Genomic DNA, 19,744 nt, shown 5'->3' on the forward strand with positions numbered 1-19,744 from the left:
AGCTGTTGATTATTCTTATTTCTAGCCTGTCACTACCTGTAAAAACCAGACAAAAAACCCATAGCCACCAACAACGGCAACAGCAAGAATGGGAAACAGTACAACGGTAATAAACAGAAAAGCCTTTAACTCAGAACGGTGCTGGTTAGCATCACTCATTTCATTCTCCAAATTTGTTGGATACCTATAACTCTAGCTAGCTTCAGAGAAATTGATAACTTGATGAGATCAAAAACCTTAATTGAGAATGAGTCGTATTAGTTGTTATGGGATTAATTAGTGCAACAGCAATGAATTTAATGATAGTGTGAGAGGTAAGAGATTGTTTAGAAAGGAGTCATGGAATGACTATCAGCAAAACCAAGTCAAGCTTTTACCGACGGCTCTATATCGCGCACCTAATTGACACCGGTATAGCAACGGTGCCAGGTATTTTGGAATACACCGGCATGCCACGAAGAACGGCGCAAGATACCATCAAAAGCCTTGCTGACCTTGATATCGTATGTACCTTCAAACAAACCAAAGGCGAACGTAATCGCAGTGGGAGATATGAAATAGAAGATTGGGGGGCGATCAACAAAACGTGGATCGCCGAGAATATTGCAGAAATTAAACGGGTACTTAATTACCCGTAAACACTGCTAGCCAGTTAAGGGCTACTTTTTCTTTTCCATCATTGCTTTGAGATCAGCAAATGGATTGAATGTCGCAGCCTGATGATCATCTTCACCCGCTTTTACTACACTGCCCATCTGATTATCGTGTTCAGTGTACTTTTCGTGCTCATGGTCATGGCAGAACAAACATAGCAGTTCCCAGTTACTGCCATCTTCAGGGTTGTTAGTGTGGTCATGATCCACATGGTGCACCGTTAGCTCGCGTAAATTGGAATAAACGAACTCGCGAGTACATCGGCCACATACCCAAGGGTATAGTTTTAGCGCTTTCTCTCGGTAACCCTGCTCTTTACGGGCATACGCGGCACTGGTGCCATAAAAATCAGAAGACATTCTCTCACCTAGGATTGATTTGATTTCGCCGGTAGTTTATCGGATTTCATCATACAGTGCTGCTAAACAGTAGCAAATTCATGAATAGTCTCACTGAATGAAACACTCAAGGGTGATAATGGCAGCTATGTTTATGCAAAAAGCACAGCAAAAACAGTGTATCATTTTATAAACGACCAAATGACAGAGCAATGTAAACCTTATTTGGTGTTAAATTAAGCGATAAGGTAGCTAAATGCTTAATAGAGGGCAAAAAAATACCTCCCTTGGATGTAATGCACCTTGATTATGATAATATTCGCCCCAATTTGTGAATTAAACTCTCACTTTATAGAGAAGACGACATATGGCTTTTGATTTTTCTGAATTAACTGTGGACTTATCGGCAATGCCGACAACGATTGATATGGGACATGCTTGGTTGGGCGGTTTGTTGCTCGTCATGCTGGTACTTTATATCTCGAAGAAAGGTAAACCTGTCGAAGTCGAGAAAGTTGTTGAGAAAGAAGTCGAGAAAATCGTAGAAGTTGAAAAACCTGTCGAGAAAATCGTCGAAGTCGAAAAGGTTGTAGAAGTTGAAAAAGTAGTCGAGAAGATTGTTGAAGTTGAGCCTAAGCTAAAAACTTCGACACCTGATGCGGCACTTCAGCTTCTTTCTTTGCTTCAGCAAGAAGCACGTTTTATCGACTTCATGCAAGAAGACCTAAAAGGTTTCAGCGATGCTGAAATCGGTGCTGCTGCCCGTGTTATTCACGAAGGTGGCCAGAAAGTACTATCTGAATACTTCAGCTTTGCCCCAGTACGTGTCGAAGAAGAAGAAACACGTATTACATTACCAAAAGGCTTTAACGCTTCTGAAGTTCGCCTAACAGGTAATGTGGTTGGCGAAGCGCCATTTACCGGAACCCTAATCCACCGCGGCTGGAAAGTGACTGACATCAAACTGCCTAAACTGGCAGAAGGTCACGATGCGAAAATTGTTGCCGCCGCTGAGGTAGAACTGTGATGCAAGAAACTCAAGAACACCGTTACAGTGTTGGTATCGACCTTGGTACCACCCACTGCGTATTATCTTATGTAGATTTGCAAGACGAAGACGCCCGCGTCAGCGTTATGCCAATTGCCCAGCTAACCACGCCGGGCAACGTTGAAGAAAAGAGCCAGCTACCTTCATTCATGTATCAAGCCCATGAGTCTGAGCTTGCGGAAGGTGACACAGCTCTACCATGGTCTGCGCAACCAAACGCGATCGTTGGTGCCATGGCCCGTAACCTAGGTAGCAAAACCCCTATTCGTTTGATTGCAAGTGCAAAGAGCTGGCTATGCCACGGTGGTGTCAACCGCCGAGATTCATTTCTGCCATTGAACAGCCCTGACGAAGTGACCAAGGCATCGCCAATTGAGGCGACCCGCCAATACCTTGCTCACCTAGCACAAGCTTGGAACCACCAGCACCCTGAAACGCCACTTTTTGATCAGGACGTAACCATTACCGTTCCTGCATCATTCGACCCTGCTGCACGTGATCTAACGGCTGAAGCGGCACGCGAAGTCGGCTTCAAGCACATGACCCTTCTGGAAGAGCCACAAGCGGCTGTATATAGCTGGTTGAAGAACAATGACGATACATGGCGTGACCAAGTATCAGTCGGTGATGTGATCCTAGTTGTTGATATCGGTGGTGGTACAACTGACCTTTCATTGGTCGCTGTCACCGAGGAAGAAGGTAACCTAACACTTAACCGTGTTGCTGTTGGCGATCATATCCTGCTTGGCGGCGATAACATGGACCTTGCGTTGGCATACCGCCTGAAGATGAAACTAGCCCAAGAAGGTAAGCAGCTTCAGCCGTGGCAGATCCAAGCCATCACTCACGCTTGCCGTGATGCTAAAGAAGCCCTTCTTAGTGATGCAGAGCTTCAAGCAGTGCCGATTGTTGTTCCTAGCCGTGGTTCTAAGCTATTGGGTGGCACACTTCAAACTGAGTTGACTCAAGAAGAAGTACAGCAGACGCTGGTTGAGGGTTTCTTCCCTCGCAACACTATCGAGCAGCACCCTGTCGAAATGCAGCGTGGTGCATTGACCCAGATGGGTCTGCCATACGCACAAGATGCCGCGGTATCACGCCATGTTGCTGGCTTCTTGAGCCGTCAGTCTTCTGCTGTCGATGAGCTGTTTGAAAAATACGACCAGCTTCATGAAGGCTTTATCCGCCCTACCGCTATCCTGTTCAACGGCGGTGTGTTGAAATCTGATCTGCTGTCTGAGCGTCTGCTTTCAATCATCAACAGCTGGCTGACAACAGCAGGTAGCCCTGAAGCGAAACTGCTTGAAGGCCTTGATCTCGATCTTGCCGTTGCAAGCGGTGCGTCTTACTACGGCTCTGTCCGTAAAGGTAAAGGCGTTCGTATCCGTGGTGGTATCGCTAGCAGCTATTACGTCGGTATCGAAAGCGCTATGCCGGCTATTCCAGGTATGGAGCCACCACTGGAAGCACTGTGTGTAGCCCCATTCGGTATGGAAGAAGGTACCCATGCCGATGTGCCAAGCCGTGAATTCGGTCTGGTGATCGGTCAGCCGGTTCAGTTTAAGTTCTTCGGCTCAACAGTGCGCCGTGATGACCCAGCGGGTACGCACCTTGACTGGTGGCAGCCGGAAGAGCTGGAAGAGCTACCTGCTATTCAAGTAACTCTACCTGTTTCTGATGGCCGTACCGCGGGCGAAATCGTTCCAGTTCGCTTGGCTTCTCGTGTCACAGAGCTTGGCAGCCTTTGCCTTGAAGCGATTCCGACTGATGGCGGCCAGAAGTGGCAGGTCGAATTCGACGTTCGCGAGAAATAACATTCTGTTATACAAAACGGCGCCTCAGGGCGCCGTTTTTATTTCAGCTATTAGTGAATAATCTTTTTTTGAAATCAAAGATTTGATCAGAAAGATACTGCCTACGCTAATGCACTTAATGTCCTTTTGGGATACTATCGAAAACCTTAAAAAGTATTAAAACAACACGTCTGGAGTGATGCATGACTTCTCCTCGCTACCTTGTCGGTATTGACCTTGGCACAACGCACACCGTCGTCGCCTATACCCCGATTTCAGATGACCTAGAATCTAGTCCAATCAACATTTTTGAAATCGACCAGCTTATCGCCCCCGGCGAGGTTGCACGTAAACCCCTGCTTCCCTCATTTCGCTACCACCCTGCCGAGGGCGAGATTGATCCCACTTTAATGGTATTACCTTGGGATATTGAACCTGTCGAGGGTGACATCCAGTATGCAATTATCGGTGAGCTTGCTCGGGAAATGGGCGCAAAAGTAGAAGGCCGACAAGTCGTCAGCGCCAAAAGCTGGTTATCACATACCGGCGTTGACAGAACTGAGTCCATCCTACCTTGGTCGTCCAATACCAGTGTCGAAAAGGTCTCTCCGGTTATCGCAAGCGCAAGCTACCTAAACCATGTCCGCCAGGCGTGGGATTATCATCACCCTAGTGACAAACTCAAAGATCAGGAAGTGGTGATCACAGTACCAGCGTCTTTTGATGAAGCAGCACGTGCGCTAACGTTAGAAGCTGCGAAACTGGCTGGCTTTGGCGATATTCTGCTACTGGAAGAACCACAGGCCGTTTGTTATGACTGGTACGCCAAAAACAAAGACGATGCCGAAGAGCTTCTCAAAGACATTCCACTGCTAATGGTGTGCGATGTCGGTGGTGGTACCACTGACCTTAGCTTGATCAAAGTCGGTACCAAGGATGAAAAGCTCACCCTTGACCGAATCGGTGTGGGTGATCATCTTATGCTAGGTGGTGATAACATTGACCTTGCCCTCGCCCACCTTGCCGAGCAACGCCTCCATGGCGGCAACAAAAAGTTAAGCGCTTCAGGCCTTTCCAAACTCATTCAACAGACTCGTAAAGTTAAAGAACAGCTACTGTCGGGTAACGCCCCTGACACCGCAAAGGTCACCATGCTCGGTAGCGGCTCACGCTTGATTGGCGGCGCTAAGAGCATTGATATGACCCGTGATGAAGTCCACCAGATTGCGTTGGACGGCTTCTTTCCTCAAACTGATTTCAGTGATCAACCAAGCCACCGTCAGGCTGCGGTGATTGAGTTCGGCCTGCCATATGCGGCAGACCCAGCCATCAGCAAACACCTGGCCCAGTTCATTGCCCTACATGACTCAGTTTGTCGTGAGTCATTAAAAGACAGTACACAAGCCCCACAGGTAGACCAACCAGCCATTCCAGTGGCGGTGTTACTCAACGGTGGTGTATTCAACAGCCCGCTTCTATCAAGCCGGGTACTTGAAACCTTCTCGAATTGGAAAGGTGACAATGTCACCCAACTAGACAACCCTCACCCTGATTTAGCTGTTGCTTATGGTGCCGTCGCCTATGCCAAAGCGCGTCATGGTGCCCAACTTAAGATTGGCGGTGGTTCTGCCCGCTCATTCTTCTTGGTGCTCGAAAACAAAAAGCGCGAGAAGCAAGGACTCTGCCTGCTACCAAAAGGCATTGATGAAAGCACTGAGATCCGCTTGAAAGACCGCAAGTTTGCACTGACACTCGGTGAGCCAGTGCGGTTTAACCTTGTCTCGTCAACCGATGACAGTCACACCCAAGCAGGTGAAATCTTCACAATTGATGAAGAAAGCTTTGTCTCGCTGCCACCGTTTATTGCCACACTAGACAGTGATCGTGATCGTGCTGAACTCGCAGCCAACCAAAAAGACCGCGAAGAAGTCACTCTCGCCTGCCAACTGACAGAAGTCGGTACTCTTCAGCTCGAGTGCGTCAGTATCCATGATGACAATAAACGATGGAAAGTAGAGTTCGCCATCCGCAAAGATTTGGCAAAACTCCATCGTGATGGTAACGACTCTACCCTTGCGCAATCAGCACTCCCAGCCCGTATGGATGACGCAATTGCCCTAGTGAAACAGGCTTACGGTGGTAGCACCAAAAACAATGATCCGAAAACCATCAAAACACTGCGTAGCCAGTTAGAGAAAACCCTCGGCAAAAGGGATAACTGGGAAACGCCTTGCCTTCGTGAGTTAGCCAATGCGTTGCTAGAGAGTAAGAAAAGAAGACGCCGCTCCGATCTTCATGAAAGAAACTGGTTGAAACTGACTGGCTTTACCATGCGTCCAGGCTTTGGCTACCCGTCGGATGAATGGCGTATGGAGCAAGTCTGGCAGCTTTACCAACACGGCGTTCAGTCTAATACCAGTGCACAAACCTGGAGTGATTGGTGGACATTCTGGCGACGTATTGCAGGTGGGTTAAGCCAAGAACAACAGCTGGTTATCTATAAGGATATTGCTAAGTACATCAACCCAGCCGCTAGCCGTAACAGCAAGTTGGCCAAAGAGCTTCAGGAAAGAAGCTATGAAGATATGGTTCGCCTAGCAGCAAGTCTAGAGAATCTGCCATTTGATAAAAAGCTTCAGCTAATCGAATGGATCTTCGGTCGACTGCAAAAGCCGCAATATTCTCAAGCTCACTGGTGGGCAATTGGCCGTATTGCAACCCGTAGTCCATTTTATGGTAGTGCGCATAATTTGCTCACTCCACAGCATGTCTCCTACTGCTTACCGGAGCTTATGGACTTCGACTGGCGCAAGGATCCAAACATCGCTTTCGCCGCGGTAATGATGTGCCGGATGACCGGAGACCGTACTTTGGACATTAACGAAAAGAATCGAAATGACGTAATTACGAAGCTAAAATCGAGCAAAGCGCCAGAAAGTTGGATAGAAATGGTATCAACCGTCAAGGTGTTGACAGAAAGTGAAACTAAGCGCGTATTCGGTGACGCACTACCAACAGGATTACGCTTAATCGATTAAGGTTCTGTTAGGGTTCAGCTGGTAATCTCATCAATCATAAATGAGAACTAACTTTTCTTCCTTAGAGATTTCCTCTGGGAATGTTTTTTGCCTAGCGAGTACACAACACATGAACCGTTCACAATATAAAATTATTGCACAGCGCATCTTCAAGTCTGAAAACCAGCGTATTGCTGTTGAAGCTGTAATTTTCGAAGGCCTATCTAGCTATGAAGCTGAGAAGCGTTTCGATGTGCCTAAAGGTACACTTTCACGTAACGTACGTAAGTACAAGCGTGAAGTAGAATACCTGAACACTGTCGTTGCGGCATAGTTAACCCGCTTGAACCTATAAAAAACGGAGAATGATTTCATTCTCCGTTTTTTTATATTTCTTATCAGTACAAGTAGTACTACATCATTCGCAACATATCATCCCGCCCTCTCAACCAGCAGCTCATCAGATACAACCCCGCGCCAACACAAAGCATCACCAAGTGAGCAAAGGCACCGAAACCTGCAAACACCGTCAAAGCTGAAGAGCCTGTCAAAATAGAGAACGGCAGACCATACACCTCAGAAAGCACATTTCCAGCATCACTTGAACCAGTTGCTTGGAACATCGCGATTTTAAACAAGATCACAACCAAGATAGCTGCAAGCAGAGGGTATCGTGTCAGTTGTGACAGCGCCATAAGACCAGCACCAAGAGGAAAAAGTGCAACACTCATCAAGGCCAACCGCCCAAGGAACTCAAACCAATGGGAGGCTAAATTAGCAAAAGAAATTCCCCAGCTCGCCATCATGTCTTGAGGTAACCAAATGGTTGCTAGCAGCCAGACGATAAAATCAGCAGCCAGCATCAAGATAGAAGCAATCAATGGAATAACCACCAAAGCAAACACCAATTTCACCGCTATTGCCTGATAATCCGATACCGGCATGGAGCGCCAAAACAACAAACTACCCTCTTGCTTCTCTTTGCGTAACGTTTTGGGTACGTATATAAAAAACAGGACTAGGTAGACGATACCTGCTACCACTTCATTGAGCTTGCCGATAAGGCCCGCAAATGTGCCCTGAGCAATACCCCAGTCAATAACCCCTTGTCCACTCGACTGAACAGAGAATGAGACATTGTCTCCTTGCATAACAAAAACAAAATTAATGATGGCAAAAGCCAGCAATAAAAGAGGAAGGCGAATAACAATACGGTGCTCAATCAACTCTTTTTCCAGCAGGGTAATCCAAGCTCTCATGCTTCCTCCTGCTGCAGGGCAATAAACACTTCAGACAAAGAAGGTTCGCTCACCTCCCCTAAATTAGATAGCTTCTCAATGTTGCCATCGCTATAAATATACATAGATTCTTTTACACCCTGTTGAACATATAGGGGCCTTGCCGTTTCAGCTTGTCGCTTGTTCTCTTCGCTGACACAAATTTTCTGAAATCGGCCCTTTATCTCATCAACAGCACCTGCCGCTACCGCTTTCCCTTTCTTCAAAATCAACAAATCTGTAAGTAGATGGGCGACTTCATCGACTTCGTGGCTGGCGATAATCATTGAGCGCTCACCTTGCTTCAACCAATCCATCAACTGGTTATAAAAGCGCTCCCTGAACATTAAATCCAAACCCAGCGTAGGCTCATCCAATATCAATAAACGAACATCCGCCGACATAACTAAAGCTAAATGGAGCTGTACTTTCATTCCTTTTGAAAGTCGCCCTATCTTTGTAGATAGATGAATATCGGTTTGGGATAAATACTTTTTCGCTAGCTCAAGATTGAAGTTAGGGTGAACACCTGCACTATATTTTACTATCTGCTTTACTGTCATCCATTCCGGGAGTACAGCAACATCAGAAAGATAAGCCAAGTCACGGACTATCTTGACCCGCTCTTTTCTTGGCTCCAGCCCAAAAACACTCAATGCTCCATCATAGTCATGAGCACCCAGTAAACACTTGATTAGCGATGATTTACCGGCACCATTATGGCCAAGAATCCCTAAAACCTGCCCCGGTTGAATGGTAAGATCAATGCCCATCAACGCTCGAAACTTACCGTAACTTTTGCCAAGCTGTTGCGCTTCTACCAACGTATCCACTATTTAACCTTTTCAGTTAATGTTATTTCTCACATAAGCATACTATCAGGAACACATTCGCCCTAATACCGTTAATATGGATACGAGTATATGTATTTGGTGACATTACATAGTGCGACATTACACACTACAAAGTAACAGCTTGCATATGATATATAGAAAGGAATGTGCCAATCGTTGGATTGACACATTTAAGAGGTATATAAGGCTTTACTCTAAGTCAAATAGAGTATTAATTCTGAAGCTCAGATATGTTCAGAGAGTCATCAATTAGCTCAACTACACTCTACCGAATGCTGGCTAATATCTACTATTAACAGTTTAAAGCGAGATTGTTATTCTTCGACTTGTTCAACCAAGTCTTCTGGTACGACACCATCTTTTTCCATAAGAGCCAAGATTTCCATCATTCTTACCTGACGGGCTTCTTCTTTAAACTCATGAAGAACAGCAATAAGGTTGTTAATTTTGTGTAGTGGCATGCGCTTGATCACAGCCTTTTGGCGACCAGGTACTTCATCAGCAAAATCAATAAGTACTTGGCGGTAATCAACACGCTCTTCTTTTACAACACCCGTTTTTGTATCAACTTTAACGGTTTTCGCTTCAACACTATTAAGCATTGCTGATAATGCTTTTTCAGCAGCTGCAAAGTTATCCATCTATATTACCTCTTAAACTGAATACCATGCATTGTGATCACAAGCTTTTATTTGGGCCTTTGAGTGATGTCATGATGATATGCAAATAACATTCTAAATATTTTACCTTGCATCAAGGCAAGAGAATTCTTGTCATATTGAACCACATCCAATGCAGCACAGAAGTTGTCAGAAGCAAAGAGTGGCAATAGTTAAGGAACTACTAAGGGTAGATGCGCTGATAATACCTCTTGTTAGAATCCTTGTGAACATAAATTTAAGGAAATTATCAAATATTCAGCAATCAGAAGGGTTTGATTGCATATTGTCATTGTGGACTAGAGTGAACACTTTAGCAAATGAGTTCCTTATAACGATTTCAGCGCCCTTTTGTAATCATGTTTGCGTAGATTTATAAACAAACCCTTTATACCCAAGCTACTACAAGATGCAGGTTAAGCGAGAATTTAAAAGCTTATAGACAAGGCATTGTTTTGAAGATCTAGTGGCTCTAAATCAAGAAACAATAACAACGCAGGATAGAAGCATAGACAACTCGCCTTTCGCGAAGGTGTCATCAGGTCTTACCACAGGTTCATTTGCCGGTCACTGCCATCAAAGGCAATCATAAAGAATTGATTACTTTTAAATCAGGCAGATAGATTTATCACGAATAATGAGAGACAGGTTTTATTTTAGATTCCCAGCCTATTGCATTCTTTCCTTTGTATTGTAAAATTTAATCAATTCTCAGCTAAAGCAATGAATATAAAGCCTTTTGGCGGACATTAGCGCAGTTTGGTAGCGCACTACTCTGGGGGAGTAGGGGTCGCTGGTTCGAATCCAGTATGTCCGACCAAAAGGCTTTTGTTTTCCTGCCAACAGACCCACTGCACAATTCTTTGACGTATATGATAATGACGTATTCGAATCTGAAGGCGTATTTGACGCTGATTTTACACAACGGCCTCAATCGATTAGGTTAAACTACTGAAACACATCATTGCATTGTAATTTCGCTACAAGCGACATAAGGGAATTAAGAAACACATGTACTTTTTTGTTAGCTGGGGAAGAAGTCTTTCCCTGGTCACATTAGCCGCCAAATCACTTAATGAAACGTTATGAAGCTTTTGAATATCATACGTTTAAGTGCAATTGGCTGTATTCTGCTCATCTCATGCATTCTATTGGTCGACAGATGGTTCTCCGATCAAGCCGCCTCACGTATTTTTGATAACACCGAATCAACGCCTGCCCGCTCGGTTGGTTTAGTGCTAGGAACCAGCAAGTATATCGCCAAATCACTGAATCCCTATTATCAGTACAGAATGGATGCCGCCCTACGGCTGTATCAAGAGGGTAAAGTGAATATCTTGCTGCTTAGTGGGGACAATGCCCATCGCTCCTACAATGAACCTTGGACAATGAAGCGTGACTTGCTCAGATCCGGTATACCTGAGCAAGATATTGTATTGGACTATGCGGGCTTCCGAACCCTAGACTCAGTCGTAAGAGCTAAGAGTGTGTTCGACGCTAATCACTTTGTCATCATTACCCAACGTTTTCACTGTGAACGTGCGCTGTTCATTGCAGATCGAAATAAAATTGATGCCATTTGTCTTGCCGTCCCTGAACCTAAAGGGTTGGCTGGATTAAAGATACGCACCCGAGAAGTACTCGCCAGAATAAAAGCGCTCATTGATGTATATATATTGGATATGAAGCCTAAGTTTGCCGGACCGAAAGAGCCTATTGAACAAGAACCGATTGAGCTAGAAGGCCCTAACCTTCCTACTTAGGCCTTCTTTGACTTCTCTAAAAGATATACCCAGCGATGCTGGGTATATCTTTCATTTCGTGTTTGAAACTATCGCTTAACGGCAGCTATTTGTTACCTGTTGAGATTGCCTGCTCCCCTTTAGATAAACTATTAAACGACTTAATAAATTTTGTTCTCACATTACGAACATGCACTTGTGCATCCTGCCGTATCCGCTTTCTCGTTCCTTGCTGTTTCATGCTATCCGCCAACGATTAATCTATCAAATTATATCACTGCCGATTATGATACCTTTAGCATAAAAGCAGGCAACAGGCGTGAACGAAAACGCGCAATCTATGAGATCAATATCACAGTGTGTCGTACTTAAATGTAAGCCGTTAAGATAAACTTATTCGTATACTAATCATCCACGGAAATGGGTACTTTTCTACACATTCCCACTTTATAACCTCACACTTCATTCAATCAAATCGTCAAATGACCAACAATTCGACACACAAGCATTAACAAACCTAAAACAGTTGGTAACATTCATCTCGAGTCACCTTAGTGCAAAAGATTGCATGTGATAACTATAATCAGATGAAAGGAAACAACTATGACAGCCTTGACTATGACACTACGCAAGTGGCTGTTTGACCGGAACAGTATTATTCTGCTGGCAGACATCGCCCTCTTTACCCTACTTTTAAATACATTACCTTTTGAAAAAGAAGTGGTTGTTGGTCTAAGTATTCTTACTTTCGTTGCAGTACTTTGGTTAACAGAAGCACTGCATGTCAGTATTACTGCGATTTTGGTACCCATCCTTGCCGTCGGCTTCGATATATTCCCGACTCCTGCGGCGCTAAGCAATTTTGCCAACCCTATTATCTTCCTCTTCTTAGGTGGCTTTGCGCTAGCAGCAGCACTGCACAAACAAGAGCTGGATAAAGCAATCGCTGATAAAGTATTGCTTATTGCGCAGGGCCGTATGTCAGTTGCCGTGTTTATGCTCTTTGGTGTTTCAGCGGCACTATCAATGTGGATCAGTAATACAGCGACCACGGCAATGATGCTACCGCTTGTGCTTGGTGTTCTAAATAAAGTCAACGCCAAAAGTGAACGCAGTACTTATGTCTTCGTTCTTCTAGGTATTGCATACTGTGCCAGTATTGGTGGTATTGCTACAGTGGTAGGTAGCCCACCTAACGCAATTGCAGCGGCAGAAGTTGGCTTGAGCTTCACTGAGTGGATGGCATTTGGTTTACCTGTATCCATTGTATTGCTTCCAATTACCGTTGCCCTACTTTACTTTATCTTAAAGCCAAACCTTAATCATACCTTCGAGCTAGACCATAAACCTGTAGAGTGGAACAACAGTAAATTAGCCACATTGGTCATCTTCGCTCTTACCGTGATGCTGTGGATTTTCAGCAAGCCAATCAATGGCATGTTGGGTGGGTTCAAGAACTTTGATACATTAGTCGCCCTATCTGCAATCGTTATGCTCGGCGCTTCTCGCGTAGTTCAGTGGAAAGATATTGAGAAATCAACAGACTGGGGTGTTTTACTACTGTTCGGTGGTGGTATCTGCCTGAGCAACGTTCTTAAAGCGACGGGTACCAGCGTGTTCCTGGCTCACAGCTTAAGTGGTTTCCTTGAGCAAGCAGGCCTGTTCTTCACTATCTTGGTTATCGCCGGTTTCGTAGTATTCCTGACTGAGTTTGCGAGTAATACGGCAAGTGCAGCACTATTGGTTCCTGTATTCGCGACTGTTGCTGAAGCACTTGGTGTATCGCCAGTTATTCTGTCAGCGCTGATTGCCGTTGCTGCTTCTTGTGCATTCATGCTGCCAGTTGCGACACCACCGAATGCAATCGTGTTTGGCTCTGGTCACATCAAACAGTCTGACATGATGAAAGTCGGTATTTACTTGAACATCCTTTGTATCGCGGCCCTATCGGCACTAGCATACCTGTTCTGGTAATAGAAGGTCACTTTAGTAACCAATAAAAAAGGGTGGTCATTGACCACCCTTTTGAATTTGATGAAACTAATTTAGATTTCATCTGCAGGATAACGAACACCAATAATGCTGCGGGCTTGAGTCGTGATAGCACTGACTATCTGAGTTCTAAGCAGGCCTTCATGGTTAACCGCACCAGCATGGTACAAACGGGCAAACTCTTCCGCCTCATAGCGCATCGCGTTTTCATCCTGCTCGACCGTTAACTCCACTACTGGTTCATCCCGACGGCATAGTTTTACCCCACGACACTGAGAGATAAAATCGATAAGTAAAGTCCCCTGCTCTCCTTGTATTTCGCTCGGAACAAAACCATCGCTGACTTTTGAGTGGGTCACGGTGACGTCAAAGTCTTTATAATGCAGAACTAGAGTTCCGTGGGCATCAACACCAGAATCAAGCAAAGTACCCTGTGCAGTCATACTGCTCGGTTCGCCAAACAAAGCAATAGCACTGCTCAGCGGATACACCCCAATATCCATCAGTGAGCCGTTAGAAAATTCAGGGTTAAACGTATTAGGGTTCTCTCCGTTTAAATATTTCTGGTAACGTGAAGAATACTGGCAATACGTTAAGTGTACTTTTCGCAATCTTCCTAGCTTTGGTAGCGTTTTTTTAATGACTTCAAAATTAGGAACATAAGTTGCTACCATCGCTTCAAACAGAAGTACCTGCTTTTCAACCGCAAGCTCAATTAACTCCTGCACTTCAGTAATATTTGAAGCTAGCGGTTTTTCACCAATTACATGCTTGCCTGCGTTGATAAACACTTTAGCCTGAGGGGCATGCAGTGAATTAGGGCTGGCAATATACACAGCATCAATAACATCACTGTTTGCAAGATCGTCCAACGAGTCATAACATTCAACTTGACCATACTTACTGGCAAACTCCGTCGCTTTATCCAGCTTTCTTGAGTAAACCGCTGTCAATTGATACTGGCCAGTTGATAGTGCCGCACTGATAAAGCGATCCGTGATCCAGTTTGTACCGATTACACCCAAACGAATCATTGGTTATTTCCTTGTAGTTATTAGCTACCATCAGTGTAACAAATACTAATATCAGACATAACTACAATATCTACATGTAAGCAAAGCAATACCTTGTTTTAACAGTCAGTTATGGTTATTTTGATTAGGTCGAATATTAATACGAGTGAAGCTATGTACTACGCGGAAATTACCGGGTGGGGAAAATGCCTCCCACCTACTGAGCTAAGCAATGACGAGCTCAGTCAATTTGTTGATACTTCTGATGAATGGATTCGAACTCGTACTGGAATTGAATCTAGACGCATTAGCCATGTGAACACATCTGAACTGGCTCGAGTTGCTGGCGCAAGAGCTCTCGCCGCAGCTGGTGTCGATGCCTCCGAGCTCGACCTTATCATTATCGCTACTTGCTCCCCTGATACCCTAGTTCCTAATATAGCTTCAAAAGTTCAGCTAGATCTCGGCGCAACTAAAGCTGCTGCTTTTGATATGAACGCGGCTTGTACAGGTTTTCTTTATGGCTTGGAAACAGCCACCAAGATGATTCAGGCAGGAAACTACCAACATGTTCTGGTTATTGGTGCCGAGCGCCTTTCATGGTACCTAGACTGGAGCCAGCGCGATACTGCCGTTCTTTTCGGTGATGGTGCTGGAGCTGCAGTGCTAAGCCGTTCTACGCAGATGTCGGGGCTGCTAGATGCTCAGCTAGGTTGTGATCCTGAAGGCCGTGATGTTCTTGCTATTCCAGAATTTGGTACCGCAATGGATCGTTTCAACCCTGACGCCGGCCATTTTGCCTTTAATTTCGTTGGCCGAGAGATCTTCCGCCGTGCCGTTCGAGGAATGGGAACAGCAGCCAATACGGTATTGCAGCGAGCCAATTTAAGCCAAGAAGATATCGATGTCGTCATCCCCCACCAGGCAAACCAACGCATTATTGAAGCCTTGTGCGATCACGCTGGTATTCCCTTAGAAAAGGCCTTCATCAATATCCACCAATACGGCAATACATCTGCAGCTACCGTTCCTATTGCGCTATGTGAAGCGGTTGAACAAGGCCGCATTAAACCTGGTGATACCATCTTATCAGCAGCCTTTGGCGCAGGACTGACCTGGGGGGCTTCGGTTATTAAGTGGGGCCAACGTATCACCCCTGTACATGAAACCGATATCTCACTACCAGAGTGCCACCAGACAGCGACTGAGCTGCTAGAGAATGCCATTAAGCACTGCACCAAATAGGTTATACCTAATAAAATACCAGCGACTAATCGCTGGTATTTTTATACCATTCTCAACCCTCGGTTGAAAAATTGCTTAAGACTACGCTTCTTCTACACGGTTTCTTCCCTGCGATTTCGCTTTATATAAAGCACTGTCAGCCCGTTGAATAAATGTCTCTATTTCTTCACCAGATAGATATTCAGCTACGCCAATACTACAGGTTATATGAAGCCCATTGGCCCACTGATAGCTCTCGACAATTTCACGGACCATCTCTGCAAACTCTCTGGCACCCCGAAGGTTTGTCGCTGGACAGAAGATAATGAACTCTTCGCCCCCCCATCGAACAACCACATCAGTCTTTCGAGCACGTAAGTTAAGTACTCGGCCAAATTCTTTTAGCACTTCATCACCACCGTGATGACCTAGGGTGTCATTGATACGCTTAAAATAATCAATATCGATATACACCAAAGACAATGCATGACAATTTCGCTGGGAAAAATCAACAATATCTCGTAGCCAGCGATCGACAGCATGACGGTTTTGAGTCCCCGTCAGATTATCGGTAAATGCCATCTGTTCAAAAGCCAGTGACTGTTGATAGAGCTGCTGGTTAACTTGCTTCAAATAGTCGGCTTTGGCTCCCATCTCGTTGACCTGTTCAGCCAACCGCCGACGCTCGGCGACCAGGAAATAAATAGCCGTCATGATCCACAATAAAATATTAATCCGAAGCAGTGCCGACTCAGATAACCAATGGCCATAAAAAACCAAGCGGTTCAGTTTGATAGAATATTGCGCCGGCTTGATATGACTACCCGTCGCAATTTCAATTTGCACAATGTTATCGAATTGAGGGCCAGAATTCTCTATCGGCACTTCATAATCAGCAATCCACCATGACAACACCTGAAATGACTTCAAAGGGATCACTTTAATTCCGTTGCCGATACCTGGTGCATATTCAATAGCATTGAATTTATAAGAGACCGGATCACCTTCGACTGAATATGCGGGGTCAAAATTTCGAAGGTATACCCTTAACCTTTCACCATCGATAAGGCTGAAATAATCGACATCTATACCTATAGAATGAAAAGAAGAAAGATTGAGTCCACCATTGTTTTCATTAAGATCAACAGATATCTCGCAAAAAGGCCATTTGCCCTGTTCACCAATATCACAATTCAGTTCAACCGATTTTCCATTGAAATCAATAACTGACTGGGTATCTCCCCCCTGGGAACTATCATCGATATTGGAATATGTTGCATTCCCAGTATCAATCTTTAACTCCTTCTCAAAGCCCCCTAAGATATGAAACAACGAAGTTAAAGAAGAAAACGTCAGCAGAAAATAAGCCGCTAGTCGTATACGTCGTCTTAAATTATCCACTGAATACCTATGATAAAACCAAGAAGTAAAACTGAATATTGCGTATTTTTAATTTTAATAACAATAAGATAATTAAGATTATCAGATGGTGAATTTATCACCAAGCCTATAACTTTACGCAGAAAAATAAGAACTGTATTTTACATGAATCATCACAACTTTTCGCTATTAAAATATGTCTTTTCCTTTTATTGACACAAAAAAGCACCACTCAAAGTGATGCTTTATTTCAAGAGAAAATTATTTGTATCACACCGAACAGGCTATTTACGCTGGCGATGACGACCTCTGTTCTTGTGAATTTGCGATTTCGCCTTAGCACGCCTTTTATCACTGGAACGTCCACGTCGGCGGTTTTCTGGTGGCTCAATTGTTGGATCCGGCTCATAGCCTTCCAACCACTGCTGTGGCAGGCGTGTATCTAACAATTCCTCAACGGCACGCAACGCCCATTCTTCGTCTAGGCTCATCAAGGAAATGGCGTGGCCGGTTTGACCTGCGCGACCAGTGCGACCGATGCGGTGAACATAATCTTCAGCCTTGAAAGGCATCTCATAGTTAACTACGTATTCCAGCTGCTCAATATCTAGACCACGAGCTGCGACATCGGTAGCAACCAACACCCTCGCCTTACCCGACTTAAAATCGTCCAGAGCACGCTGACGAGCACCTTGGCTTTTATCACCATTGATTGATACCGCTTTGATGCCGTCTTTGCCGAGCTCTTTGGCCAGTTCATCCGATCCCTGCTTGGTTTTGGTAAATACCAGCACTTGTTGCCAATTTCTAGAGCCAATCAAGTAAGCCAGCAATTCACTTTTACGGTGTTTATCGACCGGATACACCATCTGCTCGACAGTAACTGCCGTGCTGTTGCTCGGTGTCACTTCAATCAGCTTGGGATCATCGAGAATATCAAATGCCAGTTTTTTGACCTGCTTACCAAATGTCGCCGAGAAAAAAGAGGTTTGTCTCTCGGTATGCATTCGCTTGAGAATACGCTTGATATCATCAATAAAGCCCATATCCAACATACGGTCTGCTTCATCGAGTACTAGGTATTTCACTTCACGGAGATCAACGGTACGGACATGGGCATGGTCAAGCAGTCGACCAGGTGTCGCAACCAAAATATCAACGCCAGACTCCAGCGCCTTAACCTGTACCTTCATACTGGTGCCACCATAGGCAACAGCAACTTTCAACCCAGTCTCTTTGGCGTAAAGGCTCAAGCTATCGAACACTTGCTGGGCAAGCTCTCGGGTTGGGGTCAGGATCAATGCTTTAACCTGTTTGGCCTCAGCAACGTCCGATTGCTCTTCCAATAGACGGTGTAGCAGCGGAAGCCCGAATGCAGCGGTTTTTCCGGTACCGGTTTGGGCACCAGCCAACACGTCATGACCTACCAGTATTTCTGGGATAGCCTGAGACTGCACCGGTGTGGGTACTTCGAAACCGAGTGAAGAGACATTTTCAACGAGTTGGCTATTTAGCCCCAGGGATTGGAAAGACATGCACAATACCGACAATATTCAAAAGAGGCGGGATTCTAACAAAAAAGCAGGATAAGTGTGAGATAAAAAAAGCACCGCATGGCGGTGCTTTTACATTAGCGAATAGTGTTTAGCAGAATACGAAATTACTTAATATTCAAGAATGCAGCGCCGCGCACACCGCCAGAATCGCCATGTTTTGCCTTGATGATTTTCGGACACTTAGCAACAGATAGCAGGTACTTAGGAATGCGCTTTGGCATTTCTTCGTAAATCAGATCGAAGTTAGACAGACCACCGCCCAGTGCCACAACATGCGGATCGGTTGCTGTGAACAGGTTGGCAAAGCAGATAGCCAGAAGCTCCATGAAACGCTCTACGTGCTCAACAGCTTTCGCCTCACCTTCAGCATGCGCCTTGATGATCTCGATCGCTTTCTTCTCTTCACCGTAGTAATGAGTGTAAATAAGCTCGAAGCCACGGCCAGACAGGTAGCTATCCAAGCAGCCTTTCTTCTCACAGCCACAACCTAGCAGAGGTGCATTATCGCCAAGATGGAACCACGCATCGATTGGAAGGCGCGTATGGCCTACTTCACCAGCAACGTGGTTACGACCAGAGAAAACTTTACCTTCATAGATAAAGCCGCCACCGAAGCCCGTGCCAAGGATCAAACCAAGCACTGATGGCTCATCTTGTAGCTCTTCATCCCAAGCTTCAGAAAGTGCGAAACAGTTAGCGTCGTTCTCGATTTTTACTGAGCGACCAATTTTGGATTCAAGATCTTTGCGAAGAGGCTTACCTTTAGCGGCAGGCACGTTTACTGTTAATACCGTACCGTCGTCAGCATCTTCCATGCCAGGAAGTCCAAGGCCGATCGTGCCTTCACAACCTAACTCAGCATCGTATTTGCTTACCAAGCCCGCGATAGTTTCAACCAGTAGGTCGTAGTTATCGGTTGGCGTCGGCACACGTTCAGTGGCTACGCGCTCAAGTTTCTCGTTAAACGCACCAAACTCAATTTTGGTTCCACCCACATCAAAGCCGTAGTACATCCTGCACTCCAAAAAAATAAGAAAAAAACAAAACTGAAAAAATTATCCACATATCTACACCTACAGACTGTGACGAGGTGCAGATTTAGCGGGGCTGAGTGGTGCTATCTATCGCGTTTGCTGAAAGAAACATCAAAATGTTGCATAATTTAAACCGCTGCAACAATCACTTGCACCACTCAAC

Annotated in this window: 17 protein-coding genes and 1 tRNA gene; 9 read left to right on the forward strand and 9 right to left on the reverse strand. The window is 45.1% G+C overall.

Translation table 11 applies throughout. The features are described from left to right. Positions 1-21: 21 nt before the first annotated feature. Positions 22-159, reverse strand: coding sequence for a periplasmic nitrate reductase, NapE protein (locus ACXAD4_RS10475; protein ID WP_107298293.1), 138 nt, complete (start codon positions 157-159; stop codon positions 22-24). Positions 160-344: 185 nt separating this feature from the next. Here ACXAD4_RS10475 and ACXAD4_RS10480 point away from each other — a divergent pair, with 185 nt between their 5' ends. After that, positions 345-638 carry a winged helix-turn-helix domain-containing protein gene (locus ACXAD4_RS10480; protein ID WP_475241180.1) on the forward strand — a complete coding sequence of 98 codons (294 nt, stop codon included), beginning with the start codon at positions 345-347 and terminating at the stop codon, positions 636-638. Positions 639-659: 21 nt separating this feature from the next. Here ACXAD4_RS10480 and ACXAD4_RS10485 read toward each other — a convergent pair whose 3' ends face one another. Beyond that, positions 660-1,013 carry a YajD family HNH nuclease gene (locus tag ACXAD4_RS10485; RefSeq protein WP_475241181.1) on the reverse strand — a complete coding sequence of 118 codons (354 nt, stop codon included), beginning with the start codon at positions 1,011-1,013 and terminating at the stop codon, positions 660-662. A gap of 346 nt (positions 1,014-1,359) precedes the next feature. Between ACXAD4_RS10485 and ACXAD4_RS10490 the strand changes: the two genes are divergently transcribed. The 4 genes from ACXAD4_RS10490 (at position 1,360) to ACXAD4_RS10505 (ending at position 7,184) form a co-directional block, all read left to right on the forward strand. Beyond that, on the forward strand, positions 1,360-2,019 hold the full coding sequence (locus ACXAD4_RS10490; RefSeq protein WP_475241182.1) for a DUF2760 domain-containing protein: 660 nt from the start codon (positions 1,360-1,362) through the stop codon (positions 2,017-2,019). Continuing rightward, complete coding sequence (locus ACXAD4_RS10495; protein ID WP_475241184.1) at positions 2,019-3,854, forward strand: Hsp70 family protein; 1,836 nt, start codon at positions 2,019-2,021, stop codon at positions 3,852-3,854. Before ACXAD4_RS10490 ends, ACXAD4_RS10495 begins: the two co-directional genes overlap by 1 nt. A 182-nt stretch (positions 3,855-4,036) precedes the next feature. Beyond that, complete coding sequence (locus tag ACXAD4_RS10500; protein WP_475241186.1) at positions 4,037-6,871, forward strand: Hsp70 family protein; 2,835 nt, start codon at positions 4,037-4,039, stop codon at positions 6,869-6,871. A gap of 109 nt (positions 6,872-6,980) precedes the next feature. Beyond that, positions 6,981-7,184 (forward strand): helix-turn-helix domain-containing protein, encoded by a 204-nt coding sequence (locus ACXAD4_RS10505; protein WP_107298297.1) that lies wholly within the window; start codon positions 6,981-6,983, stop codon positions 7,182-7,184. A gap of 79 nt (positions 7,185-7,263) precedes the next feature. On the opposite strand, the gene ACXAD4_RS10510 is transcribed toward ACXAD4_RS10505, so the two are convergent. The 3 genes from ACXAD4_RS10510 to ACXAD4_RS10520 all read right to left on the reverse strand — a co-directional run bounded on the left by ACXAD4_RS10510 (position 7,264) and on the right by ACXAD4_RS10520 (position 9,622). Beyond that, positions 7,264-8,109 carry an ABC transporter gene (locus ACXAD4_RS10510; RefSeq protein WP_475241187.1) on the reverse strand — a complete coding sequence of 282 codons (846 nt, stop codon included), beginning with the start codon at positions 8,107-8,109 and terminating at the stop codon, positions 7,264-7,266. Continuing rightward, positions 8,106-8,960 carry an ABC transporter ATP-binding protein gene (locus tag ACXAD4_RS10515; RefSeq protein WP_475241188.1) on the reverse strand — a complete coding sequence of 285 codons (855 nt, stop codon included), beginning with the start codon at positions 8,958-8,960 and terminating at the stop codon, positions 8,106-8,108. The genes ACXAD4_RS10510 and ACXAD4_RS10515 overlap by 4 nt, the downstream gene beginning before the upstream one ends. Before the next feature lie 335 nt (positions 8,961-9,295). Then, on the reverse strand, positions 9,296-9,622 hold the full coding sequence (locus ACXAD4_RS10520; protein ID WP_475241190.1) for a hypothetical protein: 327 nt from the start codon (positions 9,620-9,622) through the stop codon (positions 9,296-9,298). 761 nt (positions 9,623-10,383) lie between these two features. Between ACXAD4_RS10520 and ACXAD4_RS10525 the strand changes: the two genes are divergently transcribed. The 3 genes from ACXAD4_RS10525 to ACXAD4_RS10535 all read left to right on the forward strand — a co-directional run bounded on the left by ACXAD4_RS10525 (position 10,384) and on the right by ACXAD4_RS10535 (position 13,356). Next, positions 10,384-10,460 (forward strand) — tRNA-Pro (locus ACXAD4_RS10525). Between the two features lie 265 nt (positions 10,461-10,725). Further along, a complete protein-coding gene (locus tag ACXAD4_RS10530; RefSeq protein ID WP_475241192.1) occupies positions 10,726-11,403 on the forward strand; it encodes a SanA/YdcF family protein in 678 nt (225 codons plus the stop codon). A 582-nt stretch (positions 11,404-11,985) separates the two neighbouring features. Then, complete coding sequence (locus ACXAD4_RS10535; RefSeq protein WP_475241194.1) at positions 11,986-13,356, forward strand: SLC13 family permease; 1,371 nt, start codon at positions 11,986-11,988, stop codon at positions 13,354-13,356. 71 nt (positions 13,357-13,427) lie between these two features. On the opposite strand, the gene ACXAD4_RS10540 is transcribed toward ACXAD4_RS10535, so the two are convergent. Next, the gene (locus ACXAD4_RS10540; protein WP_475241195.1) at positions 13,428-14,408 is read right to left on the reverse strand and encodes a Gfo/Idh/MocA family protein; all 981 of its coding nucleotides are present in this window, start codon (positions 14,406-14,408) and stop codon (positions 13,428-13,430) included. Positions 14,409-14,561: 153 nt separating this feature from the next. Between ACXAD4_RS10540 and ACXAD4_RS10545 the strand changes: the two genes are divergently transcribed. Continuing rightward, positions 14,562-15,632 carry a beta-ketoacyl-ACP synthase 3 gene (locus ACXAD4_RS10545; protein WP_475241196.1) on the forward strand — a complete coding sequence of 357 codons (1,071 nt, stop codon included), beginning with the start codon at positions 14,562-14,564 and terminating at the stop codon, positions 15,630-15,632. A gap of 81 nt (positions 15,633-15,713) precedes the next feature. Here the strand turns inward: ACXAD4_RS10545 and ACXAD4_RS10550 are convergent, their stop codons facing one another. The 3 genes from ACXAD4_RS10550 to nagK form a co-directional block, all read right to left on the reverse strand. After that, positions 15,714-17,012, reverse strand: a complete 1,299-nt coding sequence (locus tag ACXAD4_RS10550; protein ID WP_475241198.1) for a GGDEF domain-containing protein — start codon at positions 17,010-17,012, stop codon at positions 15,714-15,716. Positions 17,013-17,275: 263 nt separating this feature from the next. Next, positions 17,276-18,526, reverse strand: a complete 1,251-nt coding sequence (locus tag ACXAD4_RS10555) for a DEAD/DEAH box helicase (protein WP_475241200.1) — start codon at positions 18,524-18,526, stop codon at positions 17,276-17,278. A gap of 125 nt (positions 18,527-18,651) precedes the next feature. Beyond that, complete coding sequence (gene nagK, locus ACXAD4_RS10560; RefSeq protein WP_475241201.1) at positions 18,652-19,560, reverse strand: N-acetylglucosamine kinase; 909 nt, start codon at positions 19,558-19,560, stop codon at positions 18,652-18,654. Positions 19,561-19,744: the final 184 nt, after the last annotated feature.

The organism is Photobacterium sp. AWH4_225 (assembly GCF_056158405.1).